Source organism: Catenuloplanes nepalensis, assembly GCF_030811575.1.
Lineage (GTDB): Bacteria > Actinomycetota > Actinomycetes > Mycobacteriales > Micromonosporaceae > Catenuloplanes > Catenuloplanes nepalensis.
On sequence record NZ_JAUSRA010000001.1, the window covers coordinates 4,040,134 to 4,056,007 of the forward strand.

The window sequence follows — 15,874 nt, forward strand, 5'->3', positions numbered from 1 at the left end:
GGACGGCTGCCTGCCGGCGCGCCGCGGACCGATGCTCGGGACATGACCTCCGTACTGATCACCGGCCCGTCCCGCAACCTCGGCCGGGCCACCACGCTCGCGCTCGCCGACCGCGGCGCCGACCTGCTGCTGGTCGGCCGCAACCTGTCCCCGGTCGCGGCCGAGGCCCGCGAACGGGGCGCCCGGGTGCACGAGATCACCGCCGACCTGTCCCGGCTCGCCGACGTGCGCGCCGCGGCCACCGCCGCCAAAGACCTGATGGACACCGGCACGGTACGGCCGCTGCGCGCGCTGATCGCGAACGCCGGCCTGATGTCGGGCGACAGCCGGCGCGTCACCGCGGACGGCTACGAGACCACGTTCGCGGTCAACCACCTGGCGCACGCCCAGCTCATCGCCGGCCTGCACGGCACGCTGACCGCGCCGGCCCGGATCGTGCTGCTCAGCTCGAACACGTACTACCAGAACGTCTGGCGCCGCCTCCTCCGCGTGCCGGAGGCCCGCTGGCGCGACCCGGCCGACCTCGCCCGGCCCAGCGACGACCCGCCCGGCGTCGCCTACTCCAACGCCAAGCTCGCCATCCTCTACTACGCCCACGAGCTGCAGCGGCACGTCGCCCCCGGCATCGGCGTGACCGTCTTCGAGCCCGGCTGGATGCCCGGCACCGCACTCGGCCGCGACGCGCCGCCGGCCGCCCGGGCCGTCGGCCGCGCGTTGGGCCGTCTCCCCGGCATCTCCACCCCGGAACGCTCCGGCCCGGCGCTGGCCTCGGTCGCGCTCGACGACCGCTGGTCCCACCTGCGAGACGGAGCCTTCGTCCTCCGCGACCACCTCATCCAGCCCCGCCCGTTCGCCCACGACCGCGCCCGCGAGCGCCGCCTGTGGGAGGCCACGGCGGAGCTGCTGGGGCTGGACCGTGCGGATCAGCACGGTGGGTCGTAGGGCAGATCCGGTACGTAGGTGGCCCACTGCTCGCGGGTGATGACGTCGCCGGCCGTGGCACACACGTCCCGGACCACCTCCGCGGGGTCCGTGCGCCACAGGTCGACGCCGTCCTGCCCGCGGACGGCCAGCAGCTTCCCGTCCGGGCTGAACGCGATCGCCTGCACGGATGTACCGGTCTTCAGGTTCGCCCGCAGGCGTGGGGTCGACGGATCACTGATGTCGTACAGATCGACGGTGTCTCCGAGCGTCTCCACATCCGGGCCTTTCAGGGCCAGCAGCCTGCCGTCCGGGCTCGTCGCCAAGCCGTTGTTATCGAGACGGCTCCGGCTCGGCACGTCGATCCGGTCGCCGAGCGTGCCGTCGCTGAGCACCGAGAACATCCGGACGAACTGACCGCCGTCGCCGACGACGAGCGTCCGGCCGTCAGGGGTGAGTGTGCCGCTCGTCAACAGACTGTCCGCGGTCGTCGGATACGACCCGAGCATTCGCGGTCGAGCCGGATCGGCGATGTCGAACAGGTAGATCTCGTTGTCGCCGAAGCCGTACAGGTACGGTCCGGCGGGAGAGAAGGCCACCGAGAAGATCATGTGCGGCAGGCCGGCCAGCAGCCTGGGTGCGGACGGCCTGCTGACGTCGAAGAGCCGCAGCGTCGAAGGCCCTTCGTCGCGGTGCCCGGTGTCCGCGACGGTCAGCAGCCGCCCGTCCAGGCTGAACTGCACGCCCTGCGCGCCCGACTCGAAGTCTCGGAGGGTGGCGAGCGGTTGCACCTCCTCATCGCTCGTGTCAGGAGTCAGCTCACCCGTCGCCACGAGGTCGACGATCGCCTCCTCCCCGTCGGTGCGCGACACTGCCAGGACTGCGCCGTCAGGGCTGAAACTGCTGCTTCCGTCGGTCCCCTCACCCTCGAACAGGTTGCTGCCGCTGGTCGGGAAGGCAGCCACCGGCCGGGTCTCCGGCAGCCGGGTGATGTCCCAGACCCGGGTCCCGAAGTCCGCGCTCGTGTCGGCCACCAGCTTCGGCCCGCGTGGGCTGAATGACACGTGGTTGAGGAGGCTCGCCGACAACAGCGGCAGCGACCCGGCGGCACCCGAATGCCACGCGTTGGTCACGTCCCACAGCACCACGCCCCGGTCGCTCGGCGTGGCGACCGTCGGCGGGCGCCCTGCCTCGGGCTCGAGGGCCACCGGGTTGCCGAGGTCGAAGATGTCGGCACTGTGGTTCTTGCTCGCCAGGTGCAGCTTGTCGCCGAGAAGCCGCCAGACGCAGAACTGGTAGTCGGCCGAGCCGACCACGTAGGGATCGTCGTCACCGGCGGACCGGCTCAGCGCCACCGCTTTGATCATCGACACACGGCCGTCCGTGCCGGGTCTGCTGTGCAGCTCCGAGTCGTCGCTGCGCACCCGCGGACGGCCGGGATCGGAGATGTCCCAGACCTGTGGGTACATCTGGGTGCCGGACGAGTCGGCCACGGTCACCAGGAAAGGGGTGTCCGGACCGAACCCGACCCGGTGCATGAAAGTGCTGGACGTGGAGTCGTACCGGCGCGAGACCGGGACCTCGCTGCGCCGCACCGGCGCGCTCGGGTCGCGCAGATCCCAGAGCCGCGCCCTCCCGTCCTCGCCGGAGCTGGCCAGCAGGCTTCCGGACGGCGCGAACGCCAGCGAGTCGACCATGCCGGTGTGCGCGCCGACCGCCGAGAGCTCCCGCGGCGTGCCCGGTGTGCCGACGTCCCAGAACCGGATACGCCCTTCACCGCCCGCCACGGCCAGCAGCCGGCCGTCGGAACTGATCGCCACGGCCGTGATGCTCTTCTCGCCGGAGTCCAGCAGCTGCTGGCCCGGCTCTGCCGGATCGGTGAGGTCCCACAGCGCCAGCGTCGGCCGTGCGCGGGCGATCGTGCTGCGGGTGGTGTTGGCGACGCCACCGTGCCTCTCGACGACCCCGGCCGCCAGCAACCGTCCGTCGGCGCGGAGAGCGACCGGGCCGGGCACCAGTCCGTCACCGAGCCGCGCGACCGGCTCGGAGCCGCGGGCGTCGCGCAGCACGACGCCGTCGTCGGTGGAGATCGCCAGTAGCGAACCGTCATCGGATCGCGCGAGGTCGTACGCGCGGCTGCCCGCGTTGAGCAGACCCCGGGTGGCCATGCTCGCCAGCACCGGCCCGGTGCCGGTGTCCTCGTCGAGCCGGTAGGAGAGCACGCTCAGCTGCTTGGCCAGGGCCGGCTGGGTGTCGCGCAGCTGGTCGGCCTCGGCAGCGAGCAGACCGGCCAGTGCCGTGTCGCGCTGGGCGGCCGCTTCCCGCTGGAAGACCACCGCCGTGATCGCCGCGCCCGTGGCCAGTACCAGCAGCGCCGCGAGCACCGCTGTCACCGCCCGGCGCCGCCGCTCCGCGCGCCGCCGGCCCTGCCGTGACGCGTGCAGGAAGGCGGCCTCCTCCGCGTCGAGGTCCGCGGCGCTCTCCGCGGCTGTGGCCAGTCGCGTGCCCCGGTAGAGCAGTGCCGGGTCACGGTTCGACTCCTGCCACGCGCGGGCGTCGACGGCCAGCCGTTGCGCGGCCCGCAGCTGCTCGCGGTCCTCGTCGATCCAGTCACGTAACCGCGGCCAGGAACGCAGCAGCGCCTCGTGGCCGAGCCGGACCACGGTGGCGTCCCGGGTGAGCAACCGGTCGGCGGTGAAGCGCTCCAGCGCACGCCGTGCGGCGTCGTCGGGCAGGCCGCGTTGCAGGTCGGCGGGTGGCAGCGGCCGCGCGGTCTCCGGCCCGTCGTCGCCGACGCGGACCAGGCGTGGCAGCATCCGGCGCAGTGCCGTGGCCTCCGGTTCGCCGAGGCTCGCGTACGCCCGCTCGGCGCTGGTCCCGATCGCCGTGGCGATGCCGCCGGCCCGCTGGTAACCGCCGAGCGTGAGCCGGTGGCCCTCCCGGTAGCGCCAGGTGGCCCAGAGTACGTGCGACAGCAGTGGCAGCCGCGCCATGTCGTCGCCGAGATCGCGCAGGATCAGATCGGTGAGGCCGTCGTCCAGCCGGAGCCCGGCCCCGGCCGCGGGCAGCTCGATGGCGGCGCGTGTCTCGCCCGCGGTCATCGCCGTGATCAGCACCTGGTGGCCGCGCAGCGCCTCGGCGAGTTCCGCCCGCTCCGCCGCCGCGCCGTAGAAGTCGGCCCGCAGCGCCAGCACCACCAGATGCCGTCCGGCGAGCGCGCGCACGGCCGCGAGGAACGCGCCGCGCTCCGCCGCCGACTCGCAGAGCGTGAAGAGCTGTTCCAGCTGGTCGACGATCAGCACCATCCGCTGTGCGCCCGCCCGGGCCGCACACGCCAGCCCGGCCAGGCGAACCAGCTCCTCGGGCTCCGGCAACGCCGCTTGCACGTCGCGGTCCTCGAGGCGCATTCCGTGCCGGACCACGGCCGCGTTGCCGAGATGCGTGACGAGCCGTGACAGCGGACGCTCGCCGGGGGTGATCGACAGGACCGGCCACTCCGCCGACCCGTCCATGGAGCCGGCCGGGTCGGTGCGGGTGGCGGCGCTTCCGCCGCTGGCGAGGGCCGGGACGAGCCCGGCGTTGAGCAGTGAGGTCTTGCCCGCGCCGGATGGTGCCACCAGTACGACCGGCTGGCTCGCCGCGAGCGCGTCACGGGCGCCGTGCAGCAACGCGGTCAGCGCCGCGTCGCGGCCGAAATAGCGGCCGGCGTCCTCGGGGCCGAACGCGGCCAGTCCCGGGTAGGGGCACTCCCCGTCGCCGGGGTCGTCCGGCACCTCCGTCACGGCCGCGGTATGCGCCCGGTTGACCGCGAGGCGCAGGGAGCCGGAGGCGTCCCCGGCCTGCCGTCGCGGAATCGGCTCACCGGCGTCCCGAGCCGCGGCGGCGACTCGCCGGTACACCAGATCAAGCGTGAGATGTGGCCCGGCCCGGCCGTCGCCGTTCTCCAGCAGATCGACGAACCGGCCGGTGAACGCGGTGAGTCCCCGGTCCTCCGGCAGGTCGCCGGACTCCGCGTCCTTGGGCGGCTGAGCTGCCGACCACCGGCCGGGGCGTGCCGGGGATCGCGTGGCCAGCGCCAACTGCTCGGCGGAGGCGAGAAGGTAGGTGCCGGAGGCGGCGGACAGGGCGAATCCCGGCTCGGCCGGGCGGAGCGTCGCGGGCATGGCGGCCCGGCCGGAGAAACAACAGTCGAGGATCACGATCCGGCTCGTCGCCCGGCTGCTGGCCAGCGCCTGGCCGACGGTGCGGAACGGCAGCGCCTGGTAACTCGCCCGGCCCGGGGTGAGCTCGTCGGTCGCGCACGCGGCGAGGTAGAGCTCCCGGTCAGCGTCGATCAACCCATGGCCCACGTAGTAGACGATCAGCACGGTGGCTGCCGCGGTCGCGGCCGCGGCCACTTCCTCGGCCATCGACTGCGCGTCGGGCGGATCGATGACCAGGCGCACCTGCTGGGGGTCGACCCCGCCCGCGCCGATGAACGCCTCCGCGACGGCCGCCGCGCTGCGGGACGCGGCCGGCACGGACGTCAGCAGCCTGCCCCGGTGGGTGGCGGTGCCGATCACCAGAATGCGCACGCCTCGTCCGAGCAGGTCAGTCATAGTCCGGCGGATCCTGCTCGGACTTCTCCCGCGTCGGCTCCCCCAACGTCTCGACCAGCTCCACCACGCCCCCTTCGCCTGACTCGGACTTTACCGTCGTCAATCCATTCGCGACGCCCCGCGTGCGGTCCATTACCGACAGCCGCCAGCCCGGTGGCGGGCCGCCGGCATCGCCGGGGGCGCGAGCCTCGCACGCGGCGGCCTGCACAGACAGAGATGAGTTGCCGCCCCGAGCCGCTTGCAGGCGCTGCGCGACCGGCTGGCGATGGCGGAGGGCTTCGCCGGTCGGATCCGAGAGCAGGTCGACCGGTTCGTGGGTCAGCTAGGCACGCTGGATGGTGACGTCGCCGAAGCTGGTGCGGCCGCGCACCTCGACGGTCTCGGCCGCGTCGCCGGGACCGCTCGTGCCGTCCAGGAGGTTGCGCACCTTGCCGAACCTGGTGTCGACGTCGAGCCATGCGGCCGTGCCCGCGGCGATGCCGACCTCGAGGTCGCCCATCGCGGTCTCCAGCGTGATCGCGCCGCGCACCGCCTCGCCGATCTCGATGCGGCCGTTGGAGGTCTTCGCGTCGACGTCGGCGCCGGCCCGGGCGACCCGGATGTCGCCGTTGGCCGAGCGCGCCCGGACGTCGCCGGTGGCCGCGTCGATCGTGGTCTCGCCGTTGGAGTTCTTGATCGCCACGGTGCCGTCGACCGTGCCGAGGTGGACGCGCCCGGACCCGGTGCTGATCTCCGCGCCGCCGGTGACCGCGTCCGCGGTGACGTGCCCGGCCGCGGTCTCCAGGCGCAGCGGCCCGGTCTGCTCCAGCCGGAGGTTGCCGGCCGCCGTCCTCAGCGCGCACCGGCCGAGCCGCCCGGTGCCGCCGATGTCGCCCAGCTGCAGGTCGGCGGTGACGCTGGAGCCGCTGGGCAGGGCCACGGACACGTCGACCGAGCGGCTCTCCCTGGAGATGTCGAACGGGCGGATCCTCGGCCCGGTCACGCGCAGCACGCCGCCGCTGAAGTCGGCCTGGACCTGTGCGGCGGTGCGCACGTCGGACTCGTCGTGGTCGTCGGCCGGGCGGACCTCCACGACGGTGTCGGTGCGGTCCGTGGCGATGAAGCGCACGTCGCCGGCGCCGAGCTCGACCGTGACGGAGATCGATTCAGGGGTCTCGAAAACAGGCATGGTGGTCCCCACTTCTCGGGTAGGTGGAATGGCGGTCGAGCGAGTGCTTCAGCGGACCCAGCCGGTGAAGTGCTGCGATGCGCGCTGGCCGCCGCCGTGGGTCTCGGTGCGCGCGGGGCGCCGCAGTCCGGCCGCGGCGGCCCGGACCAGCCAGGCGTTGACCGAACGCCCCTCCTTCGCCGCGGCCTCCTCGACCGCGGCCTTCAACTGCTCCGGCAGCCGTACGTTGATCCGCGCGACCGGCCCGTCCTCCGCGATCAGTGGCTCCGGGTCCGCCACGGGGGCGGCGGTCGCGGCCGGGCGCGGCTCGGCGGCCGGCACGGTGACGACGAACTGCGGGTCGCGGCCGCGCAGGCGCAGTTCCACCGAGCCCGGCGCCAGGTCGCGGGTGATCTCGTCGGCCGCGGCGGACAGCGCCTCCAGAAGCGTCATCCGGATCGCCGACTCCAGCGATCCGCTCAGGCGCTCGACCAGCGCACGCGCGTCCTCGCCACCCGCTTCGGCCAGCGTGGCGAATTCACGTCCGAGGTTGCCGACATACGTGGTCAAGTCCATGGCACCATGGTGACACAGCCCCGGTGCCACGCGCAAGCCGTTATGGCATCACTTTGGCACCACGTCGATGCCATCAAGGGTGAACGTGCCGTCGAGCACCGTCACCGTCACGTGGTGCTGGCGTTTCCGCAGGTCACGCAGCCAGTACGACGCCTGCCGGGTGCCGGTCGGGCCGACCTGCACGGTGCGCGGCGGCTCGCCGTCGACGCGCACCTCCAGCGTCGCCGCGCCGGTCGCGCCGAACAGGTGGAACCCGGTGCCGGTGAAGTCCAGCGCCACCGACCGACCCGGGCCGAGCACGTGCTGCGTGCGGTTGAAGTGCGCGAACCCGGCCTGGACGAACGTGAACCCGGCCGGATAGGAGACGCGCGGATCGGCGTCGTCGATCTTCTCCGACGCCCACGGCGTACCCCCGATGGGGTTGATCTCAAGGTTGTCGAACCGGGTGTTGTAGTAGCCGCTGACCAGCGCGATCCGGCCGGTCAGCACCGGACCGGCCGACGTGTCCGCGTACGAGCCGAGCCGGGCGCCGTCGAGCGCCACGGTGATCTCGGTGCCGCGCGCGGTGACGGACAGCCGGTGCCAGGCCGCGGCGTCCCACCCGGCGACCGTGCCGGACGCGACCACGGCATCGAGCCTGCGCAGCTCCCAGCGGCCGTCCTCGTGCAGCCGCGCGGCGTAGGTGGCCTGGTCACCGCCGCGCGCGTAGACCTGCCGGACGCCGAGACCGGCGAAGTTCGGCAGTGACGGGTCGCGGTCGACCGGGTCGAGGCGCACGTCGACGGCCGCGGTGTAGTCGGCCCACCGGTGGTCGCCGAGCACGGTCGACGGCGAGGCCGTGGACGGCACGTTCTGCCGGCCGTCGCCCCAGACGTTCCACACGTACCCCCGGTTGTGGGCGTGGATCTGCTGCTGGAGCACCCGGCCGGTCACCTCGAACGCGCCGTCCTGGTCCGCCGTCAACCGGGCGTTGCCCGCCCGGTCGAAGCCGTCCCGGTACGGCAGCGGCATGATCTCGTCCCGGGCCCGCGGCGCGAAGTCGCCCGGCCGGTACTCCGCGGTGGCGCCGTGCACGCCGCGCGGCAGCGTGGACAGCGTCAGGATCGAGTACGCCGGGACCCGCACCCGGTAGACGTCATGATCGCCGGACCGCACCGGTGCGTAGTGCCCGATGCGCTGGAAGTAGTTCGCGTCGTAGGACTGCCCGGCGTCCGGGCCGCGCGTCAGCCAGGCGTGCAGCGGCCGGCCCCGCTCCCCCAGGTCCGCGGCCCGCACCTCGAAGTAGCGGTCGGTGCCGGTGTTGTTCGCGTGCACCTGCGTCCACTGGGAGTCGTCGCGCGCCGTGAGCACCGTGCGGGTCGAGCTGTCCACCGTGGTGCCGCCGTCGCCCTTGGTGCCGTCGCCCCCGGTCGCGCCCTCCACGTACTCCCAGCCGTCGCCGATGAACTGGTGGAAGTGACGCACGGTGACCAGGCCGACGTCGCCCTCCCAGTAGCCCGACCACGGGTCGGACGCGCGGATCAGGTGCTTCGGCGAATACTGCGTCCCCTCGTACATCGCGCTGACCGCGGGCTGGAACAGGAACGTCGTCATGTGCGCCGGGTCCGCCCCGGCACCGCTCCACCGGTACGCGTTGATGAATCGGTCCGCGATGTCCGCCGCGCCGACCGTGCCGCCGACGCCACCCCGGGCCGGGTCCGCGGCCAGCCGGTACTGCGGGTCGATCATCGGGGCGACGCCCTCGGAGTACAGGATCGGCATCCCGAACTCCTTGTTCAGCCGGGTGACGTTCGGCCCGCCGACGATGTCGTAGTGGAAGCCGAGCGCGTCGACGTGCGCCAGCGCCTCCGGATCGGCGAGAATCCGGCCGGCCACCGCGTCACCGTCCCGGTAGGAGTCCAGCGCGACAATCCTGATCCTCCGGTAGTCGTAGCGGGCGTCCGGCGCCGCGGCGTCGCGTTCCAGCCACTTCGCGAACTGGACCGTCCAGTCCAGCTCGGACTCCTGGTAGGCGGCGTGCCGGACCTCGTTCTGCGCCGGGCTCATCCAGTCGAACTCGACGCCGAACGTGTCGTACGCGGCGTCGATCGTCTCCTTGTACCACCGGTACCGCTTCACCCAGTCGTTGCCGGTCCACGACGGCTCACCCCAGCGCAGCGCCTCCACCTCGACGTCCGGGTTGATCCGCAACGCGTCGGCGATCATGTGGAAGCCTGCGCCGCGCAACACGTTCGCCGGCTCGTCCTCGGTGCGCTTGGTGGCCGGCTCGGCACCGGACGAGCTGTTGCTGTCCGAACCCAGCTCGACCTTGATGTGCTTCAGGCCCGCGCCGCGGACCGGGTCGAAGAGCAACCGCATGATCCGCCAGTACGCCTCCGGATGCCGCTCCCTGTAGTCCAGCAGCAGCTTGGACGTGTTGTTGCAGGAGACCGAACCGAAACCACCGAACGTGTTGTACGCGATGCCGTCCGGCCCGCGCTCGACGTCGTCACCGTCCGCGACGATCTCCCGCCACTCGATCGCGGGGTCGTCGTGGCGCAGCTCGCCCGCTTTCCTACCCGCGCTCGCCGGCGTCATGACCGCCAGCGGGAGCAACGCGAGCACCGCCGTGAGCAGGACCGGCAGTCGTCGACGAACGGTCATGGCGGCCCCCTGCTCAACCGGATTCAGCAACGTCTATGTTCAGCCGTCGTCGATTACCTGTCAACGTCGTCAGGTCAGCGGGACCACATGGTGTTCCGGGTCCGTCCCAGGTGGAGGTCGAGCGCCTCGAGGATGGAGGTGAGGCCGCTCGCGGCCTGCGCGGTGCGCAGTTCCGGCGGCAGGTGACGCTGGTGGACGATGAGGTCCGAGCCGTCGCCGTCCGGCCGGATCGTGACGGTCGACCGCAGCCCGGTGACCGGCTCGTCGAAGACGAGCTCACGTGGCGCAACCACGCTCACGTAGACGAACCGGAGCCGCCGTGTCGCACCGCCGGGCGCGCGGGTGTCGAGCGCGAACTCGCCGCCGGGCCGAAGATCGACTTCCACGGACTCCGGCGGTACGGTCGCGTGCGACCCGCCCCAGAACGCCGCGATGCCGGCCGGCGTGGTGAACGCGGTCCACACCCGCTCCGCGCTCGCGGCCAGGCGCCGCCGCGCGATCAGCTCGTCCCCGTGCAGCTCCGCGCTCACCGCGTCGTCCCGTCGTCCGCGAGGTGCCGTTCGAGCACGTCGAGCCGGTCCTCCCAGACCCGCCGCTGGTCGTCGATCCACGTGCTGAGCTGCGTCAGCCGGTCGGCCCGCAACCGGCACGGCCGGCTGGCACCGTCCCGCCGCTGCTCCACCAGCCCACAGCGCCGCAGCACGCCGACGTGGTGGGAGATCGCCTGCTGAGTGAGCGCGAACGGCTCCGCCAGCTCCGTCACCGTCGCGTCGCCACGCGCGAGACGGGCGACCAGCGCGCGGCGAACCGGATCACCGAGGGCGGCGAACGCCGCGTCGAGTTCAAGCACCGAGGTCATGCGATCACCCTAAACACAAACACACTCTTGCACAAGCAGATGTTTGTATTAGCAGGCAGACCGCGCCCGAGGTCGGCTCGGGCGGGATCGTTACTTCACGCGGCGAGTGGAGCGGGCCACGATCTTCTCGTACTCGCGGTGCTTGTCCAGCCAGGCCGTCAGCAGCGGGCAGATCGGGACGACCGTGCGGTTGCGGGCGCGTGCGTCGTCCATGACCGCGCGGGCCAGCGCCGCATCCACGCCGGTGTTCTCGAAGCCGGGCTCGACGTCGGTGTGGGTGCAGGCGATGATCGGCCCGGTGACCTGATAGGTGAGCACGCCGGCGAGCGCCCCGGACGCATCGCGCGCCTCGAAACGCTCCTTGTCAGGCAGGTCAGTCACCGCGTACGTCACCCCGCCATCCAATCACGCGCCCACTCCTTACCGGCGCGCGGATACCGGTCGGCTACCGCACGCGCACCACGACGGTTCTGGCGGGCTTGTCGTGGAGGCACTGGCGGTAGGGCTTGTCCCAGAGGCACCAGAGCGGGTCGATCACGCCGACGTAGCAGTTGGAGAGGAGGTTGAAGCCGAGCGAGACCAGCCAGCGGTTGGTCAGGCGGCCGCGGGTGAGCGGGGCGTGCGGTTCCAGCGAGGCGATGGCGAGCTTCAGCATGCGCTTGCCCGGGGTCTGGAAGCGCCACCGGAGCGGAACCTCGACCTCGTAGACGTACTGGGTGGCGAGCATCAGGAGCACGATCGAGGTGATGCCGGTGGCGGGGACGAGCGGTGACTCGTCGCCGCCGATCGCGACCGCCAGGGCGGTCAGGCCGCCGCCGATCGCGCCGGCCACGACCGCGGCGACGAGGGCGACGATCACGCCGTCCACGAGCCGTGCGGCGAGCCTACGGCCCGCGTCGGCCAGCGGCCGCCCGTCCGGGGCAACCGGTTCGGCGAAGCCCGGCGGGTAGGCCGGGTAAAGCGGTTGAGACGGCTGCACCGGGTACTGGCCCGGCGACTGCGCCGGGTACTGGCCCGGCTGGCCGGGCTGCGACGGCGGGTACGGGGGTTGATCACTCACGCGGCGTTTCTACCAGGTCGCCGCGAGCGTGGTGAGACGGGCATCTCGGCGGTGCGAACCATGTCGCGCGGCCACATGTGCACCGGATCGGCGCCGAGGCGGGAGTGCCAGATCATGCCGTACGGGATCCCGCTACCTGGACCTCGCCCTGGCCGGGCTGCGCACTCAGGGCTACCCGGTGCTCGACACCGACCTCGCCCGGCTCTCGCCCGTATAGCCACCCTCGCGCTCAGCTGGACACCAGGCCCGTCAGGGCGGCTACCAGACCCAGCAGCCAGGCGCAGGCGCCCGGTCGATGTGCACCCCCGGCCTCGTCACCCACTTCATGCCGGCTCCCGATCGCCGGTTTCGGCCAGGGCTTCCACCGCGGTGCGGGCCGTGTCGCGCTCCGGCGGTGCGAAGAAGTCCCGGCGGTTGATCCGCCGCAGCTCCGCCCGCAGCCGGCGCAGCACCCGCACCCGTTCGCCGGGATCGGAGCGGACGGCGGCCTCGGCCTCCGCGGTCACCGCCGCGTACTCCGCGGCCCGGGCCGCGCGCATCCCGGCGGCGATCTCCCGCTCCTGCGCGGCGGTCGCCGGCTGCGACAGCCACACCGTGCAGCTACCACCGGCGGCGACGATCTCGTCGGCGATCCAGTCGAGCTGCTCCCGGGTCCGGGCGTCGGCCGGCAACCCGACCACGCCGTCACCCAGCCGCGCGACCCCGAGGCGTGCCAACTTGCGCCACACCGCGATCCGCGGACGCGACGGTTCCCGCGGTATCCGGTACACGAGTACGGCCCACGTACCTACATCGTCCACGAGACGAAAGTAACCGCGGTTACAGGGCGAAACAAGCCGGTGAGATCCCACGTCCCGATCAGCCGGTACGCCAGCTGGGCCGCCTACCTCCCGCTCGTCAGTGCCACGGTGGTCACGCTGCTCGCCTCGGCCTGCTCGCCGGCGGTATCACCGCGTACCCCCTGGGGGTATGGTTGTCCGCATGAAGCATCCCACGGCGACCTGGCGGGCGGCGGTCCAGGCCACACTGCACTGCCTCACCGGCTGCGCCATCGGCGAGATCCTCGGCATGGTGATCGGCACCGCGCTCGGCTGGCACGCCGGCGGCACCGTGGCGCTCTCCGTCGCGCTGGCGTTCGTCTTCGGCTACGCGCTGACCATGCGCCCGCTGCTCGCCCAGCACCTCGGCCTGCGCGCCGCGCTGAGCATCGCACTGGCCGCGGACACCATCTCGATCGCCGTCATGGAGGTCATCGACAACGCCGTGATGCTGGTCGTCCCCGGTGCGATGGACGCCGGCCCGGTCACCCTGGTCTTCTGGGCGTCGCTCGCGTTCGCGCTGGCCGTCGCGTTCGTCCTGACCGTCCCGATCAACCGCTGGCTCATCGCCCACGGCCGCGGCCACGCCGTCGTACCCCACCACCACTGACCACCCGGACACAGCCACGTCACCACGCCACCCGATCAGTCGTCGTGGAAGACCTCGTCGTTCCACCGCCACCACGCCTCGTCTCCGTCGACGTGCAGCAGAAACTCCGGCACGTCGCCGCCGCCCGGGTAGCGGAGCACCACGGCCGCCTGCACCGCGTCATACGCCCGCTCCCACGCCTCGGCATGCTCCGGCGGTCGTTCCTCGGTGAGCCAGTGACCGGTGTCGGCCATGACCTGAGTCTCGACATCGGGGGCGTAGCCCTGCCACTGAGTTCCCACGGCGCCGCTGATCGGCCCTGTGCCGATCACTTTCGATCGGGCTGCACACCGGAATCGTGTGCGGCGACGGTTCTTGGGTGCACCGGAGTTACTGATCGACGGAATCGGCCGGTTACGTCAGTGGTCGACGGCGGCCATGCTGGCTTCGTCGTAGCGATCGCCGGTGGCCGGCATCAGGTTGTCCAGCCGGGCGATCTGGCCGTCGGTGAGGCTGATGCGGTCGGCGGCGGCGTTCTCCTCCAGCCGGTCGATGCGCGTGGTGCCGGGGATGGGGGTGATGTCGTCGCCCTGGGCGAGCAGCCAGGCGAGGGCGACCTGCGCCGGCGTGGCCCCGGCCTCGGCGGCGACGGCGCGGACCTCGTCGACGATGCTCATGTTGCGTTCGAGGTTGCCGCCGGCGAAGCGTGGGTTGGTGCGGCGCCAGTCGTCGGCGTCGAGGTCGTCCAGCGTGCGGATGCCGCCGGTGAGGAATCCACGGCCGAGCGGGGAGTACGGGACGAGGCCCACGCCCAGCTCGCGCAGGACCGGCAGCACCTCGGCCTCGGGGTCGCGGACCCACAGCGAGTACTCGGACTGCACCGCGGCGATCGGATGAACGGCATGAGCCCGCCGGATCGTCGTCGCCCCCGCCTCCGACAGTCCGATGTGACGGACCTTGCCCTCAGCCACCAGCTCCGCGAGCGCGGCGACGGTCTCCTCGATCGGCGTGTCCTGGTCTCCCCGGTGCTGGTAGTAGAGGTCCAGGTGATCGGTGCCGAGGCGGCGCAGTGATCCCTCCACCGCGAGCCGGATGTTGGCCGGGGTGCTGTCATTGCCCGAGCGGCCGGTGTGCGAGATGTGACCGAACTTGGTCGCGAGAACGACCTCGTCCCGGCGTCCCCTGATGGCGCGGCCGACCAGTTCCTCGTTGACGTAGGGGCCGTACGCCTCGGCGGTGTCGATGTGAGTCACTCCGAGGTCCAGGGCCCGCTGGATGGTGCGGATCGACTGGTCGTCGCGCTGGCCTGCGCCGGTGTAGTAGACCGACATGCCCATGGCGCCCAGGCCGATGCGGGAGGTCTCCAGCCCGCCGAGCGAGGTGATTCTCATCGTGGTGATCCTCTTCCTGTGGTGAGCGTGACCGCTTTAAGTCCCGGTCGGTCCAGAACGTTAGCACATATGGACCGATCGGGAGTAAAGTTGCCTGTGAGGAGGGAAACAGCTGGCCATAGCGGCCCGCCCACCCCCGTCCACCCCGAACCGAGGAGGATGCCGTCATGAGTGGATCCCAGAGCACAGTGTTCGGCCGCCCCCGGGAGTTCGACATCGACGAGGCACTGGAGCGGGCCATGCAGGTGTTCTGGGCGCGGGGTTACGACGGCACCAGCCTCACGGACCTGACCGGCGCGATGGGGATCACCAAGTCGAGCATGTACGCCGCCTTCGGCAACAAGGAGCAGCTCTTCCGCAAGGCCGTGCAGCGCTACGCCGAAGGGCCGGCCTCCTACGCGACACGCGCCCTGCGAGAGCCCACCGCCCGCGCGGTGGCCGAGGCATTCCTCCGGGGAGCCGTCCGGACGACGACGTCGCCCGGACGCCCCACGGGATGCCTGTCCGTCCAGGGTGCACTGGCACTGAGCGAGCAGAGCCGGCCGGCGCACGATGTGCTGGTCGGCTGGCGCGTCGATGCGGGTGACCAGCTCGAGGCGCGCTTCCGGCGCGCCGTCGAGGAGGGCGATCTCCCGCGTGACGCCGACCCGGGACGCCTCGCCCGATACGTCATGACGACCGCATTCGGCATCGCCGTCCAGGCCGCGAACGGCCTCGCGTCCGACACGCTCGACGAGATCGCCGACACGGCACTGCTCGCCTGGCCGACGTGACCACTCCGCGACCGGCTTGACGGCTGCGCTCGCGAGCGTTCATCGAGCCACACCACATTCCCCGTACCGATCAGACCAAGAAATAGTGCGCAAGGGCTCTCCACCGGCGTACGGCACGAGCACGCGAAAGGCGACACAAGATGGGAAAAGCCGGGAGCTCGACCGAGCGATCACGCGGGAGACGCCCGCTCGGCGTCGGGATCGTGGGGCTGAGCGCGTCTGGCGGATGGGCGGCCGGGGCCCACCTGCCCGCGTTGTCAGCAGTCGACGGCATGGAGCTCACCGCCCTCGCGACGAGTTCCCGCGCGTCGGCCGCCGCTGCCGGCGCCGCTTTCGGGGTGCCCGGCTACGCCTCGGTCGAGCAGCTCGTGGAGGACGAGAACGTGGATCTCGTGGTCGTCGCGGTCAAGGTGCCCCGGCACCGCGAGCTGGTGTTGCCCGCGCTACGGGCGGGAGTTCCGGTGCTCAGCGAATGGCCCTTCGGCGGGAAGATCCGGTC

Annotated in this window: 14 protein-coding genes and 1 pseudogene; 4 read left to right on the forward strand and 11 right to left on the reverse strand. The window is 72.1% G+C overall.

The window, feature by feature from the left end; translation table 11 throughout:
- Positions 1-42: 42 nt before the first annotated feature.
- A complete protein-coding gene (locus J2S43_RS17365; RefSeq protein WP_306830422.1) occupies positions 43-942 on the forward strand; it encodes an SDR family NAD(P)-dependent oxidoreductase in 900 nt (299 codons plus the stop codon).
- On the opposite strand, the gene J2S43_RS17370 is transcribed toward J2S43_RS17365, so the two are convergent.
- The 9 genes from J2S43_RS17370 to J2S43_RS17410 all read right to left on the reverse strand — a co-directional run bounded on the left by J2S43_RS17370 (position 924) and on the right by J2S43_RS17410 (position 12,604).
- Positions 924-5,519 carry a caspase, EACC1-associated type gene (locus J2S43_RS17370; protein WP_306830424.1) on the reverse strand — a complete coding sequence of 1,532 codons (4,596 nt, stop codon included), beginning with the start codon at positions 5,517-5,519 and terminating at the stop codon, positions 924-926. The two genes, J2S43_RS17365 and J2S43_RS17370, sit on opposite strands and share 19 nt — an antisense overlap.
- A gap of 322 nt (positions 5,520-5,841) precedes the next feature.
- Positions 5,842-6,687, reverse strand: coding sequence for a DUF4097 family beta strand repeat-containing protein (locus J2S43_RS17375; protein WP_306830426.1), 846 nt, complete (start codon positions 6,685-6,687; stop codon positions 5,842-5,844).
- A 48-nt stretch (positions 6,688-6,735) separates the two neighbouring features.
- Positions 6,736-7,242 (reverse strand): YlcI/YnfO family protein, encoded by a 507-nt coding sequence (locus J2S43_RS17380; RefSeq protein ID WP_306830428.1) that lies wholly within the window; start codon positions 7,240-7,242, stop codon positions 6,736-6,738.
- 48 nt (positions 7,243-7,290) lie between these two features.
- Positions 7,291-9,885: a glycoside hydrolase family 30 protein gene (locus tag J2S43_RS17385; RefSeq protein ID WP_306830430.1), complete on the reverse strand. Its 2,595-nt coding sequence runs from the start codon at positions 9,883-9,885 to the stop codon at positions 7,291-7,293.
- A gap of 74 nt (positions 9,886-9,959) precedes the next feature.
- Positions 9,960-10,415 carry an SRPBCC family protein gene (locus tag J2S43_RS17390; RefSeq protein ID WP_306830432.1) on the reverse strand — a complete coding sequence of 152 codons (456 nt, stop codon included), beginning with the start codon at positions 10,413-10,415 and terminating at the stop codon, positions 9,960-9,962.
- Positions 10,412-10,744 (reverse strand): ArsR/SmtB family transcription factor, encoded by a 333-nt coding sequence (locus J2S43_RS17395; RefSeq protein WP_306830434.1) that lies wholly within the window; start codon positions 10,742-10,744, stop codon positions 10,412-10,414. The genes J2S43_RS17390 and J2S43_RS17395 overlap by 4 nt, the downstream gene beginning before the upstream one ends.
- A 90-nt stretch (positions 10,745-10,834) precedes the next feature.
- On the reverse strand, positions 10,835-11,125 hold the full coding sequence (locus J2S43_RS17400) for a GNAT family N-acetyltransferase (protein ID WP_306830436.1): 291 nt from the start codon (positions 11,123-11,125) through the stop codon (positions 10,835-10,837).
- 64 nt (positions 11,126-11,189) lie between these two features.
- The gene (locus tag J2S43_RS17405; RefSeq protein ID WP_306830437.1) at positions 11,190-11,804 is read right to left on the reverse strand and encodes an RDD family protein; all 615 of its coding nucleotides are present in this window, start codon (positions 11,802-11,804) and stop codon (positions 11,190-11,192) included.
- Between the two features lie 323 nt (positions 11,805-12,127).
- A complete protein-coding gene (locus J2S43_RS17410) occupies positions 12,128-12,604 on the reverse strand; it encodes a Chromate resistance protein ChrB (protein WP_306830438.1) in 477 nt (158 codons plus the stop codon).
- Between the two features lie 181 nt (positions 12,605-12,785).
- On the opposite strand from J2S43_RS17410, the gene J2S43_RS17415 reads away from it, so the two are divergent.
- Positions 12,786-13,232 (forward strand): DUF4396 domain-containing protein, encoded by a 447-nt coding sequence (locus tag J2S43_RS17415; protein WP_306830441.1) that lies wholly within the window; start codon positions 12,786-12,788, stop codon positions 13,230-13,232.
- A 35-nt stretch (positions 13,233-13,267) separates the two neighbouring features.
- Here the strand turns inward: J2S43_RS17415 and J2S43_RS17420 are convergent, their stop codons facing one another.
- A complete protein-coding gene (locus J2S43_RS17420; protein ID WP_306830443.1) occupies positions 13,268-13,465 on the reverse strand; it encodes a hypothetical protein in 198 nt (65 codons plus the stop codon).
- A 165-nt stretch (positions 13,466-13,630) separates the two neighbouring features.
- Positions 13,631-14,602: an aldo/keto reductase gene (locus J2S43_RS17425; protein WP_306830445.1), complete on the reverse strand. Its 972-nt coding sequence runs from the start codon at positions 14,600-14,602 to the stop codon at positions 13,631-13,633.
- Between the two features lie 167 nt (positions 14,603-14,769).
- On the opposite strand from J2S43_RS17425, the gene J2S43_RS17430 reads away from it, so the two are divergent.
- Positions 14,770-15,375, forward strand: coding sequence for a TetR/AcrR family transcriptional regulator (locus J2S43_RS17430; RefSeq protein WP_306830446.1), 606 nt, complete (start codon positions 14,770-14,772; stop codon positions 15,373-15,375).
- 140 nt (positions 15,376-15,515) lie between these two features.
- Positions 15,516-15,854 (forward strand): annotated as a pseudogene (locus J2S43_RS42220) (Gfo/Idh/MocA family oxidoreductase); the annotation flags it as partial.
- Positions 15,855-15,874 lie beyond the last annotated feature (20 nt).

Coding starts and splice junctions, on each gene's coding strand:
- J2S43_RS17365 (WP_306830422.1), top strand. CDS start 43: ATGACCTCCGTACTGATCACCGGCCCGTCCCGCAACCTCGGCCGGGCC.
- J2S43_RS17370 (WP_306830424.1), bottom strand. CDS start 5,519: ATGACTGACCTGCTCGGACGAGGCGTGCGCATTCTGGTGATCGGCACC.
- J2S43_RS17375 (WP_306830426.1), bottom strand. CDS start 6,687: ATGCCTGTTTTCGAGACCCCTGAATCGATCTCCGTCACGGTCGAGCTC.
- J2S43_RS17380 (WP_306830428.1), bottom strand. CDS start 7,242: ATGGACTTGACCACGTATGTCGGCAACCTCGGACGTGAATTCGCCACG.
- J2S43_RS17385 (WP_306830430.1), bottom strand. CDS start 9,885: ATGACCGTTCGTCGACGACTGCCGGTCCTGCTCACGGCGGTGCTCGCG.
- J2S43_RS17395 (WP_306830434.1), bottom strand. CDS start 10,744: ATGACCTCGGTGCTTGAACTCGACGCGGCGTTCGCCGCCCTCGGTGAT.
- J2S43_RS17415 (WP_306830441.1), top strand. CDS start 12,786: ATGAAGCATCCCACGGCGACCTGGCGGGCGGCGGTCCAGGCCACACTG.
- J2S43_RS17420 (WP_306830443.1), bottom strand. CDS start 13,465: ATGGCCGACACCGGTCACTGGCTCACCGAGGAACGACCGCCGGAGCAT.
- J2S43_RS17425 (WP_306830445.1), bottom strand. CDS start 14,602: ATGAGAATCACCTCGCTCGGCGGGCTGGAGACCTCCCGCATCGGCCTG.
- J2S43_RS17430 (WP_306830446.1), top strand. CDS start 14,770: ATGAGTGGATCCCAGAGCACAGTGTTCGGCCGCCCCCGGGAGTTCGAC.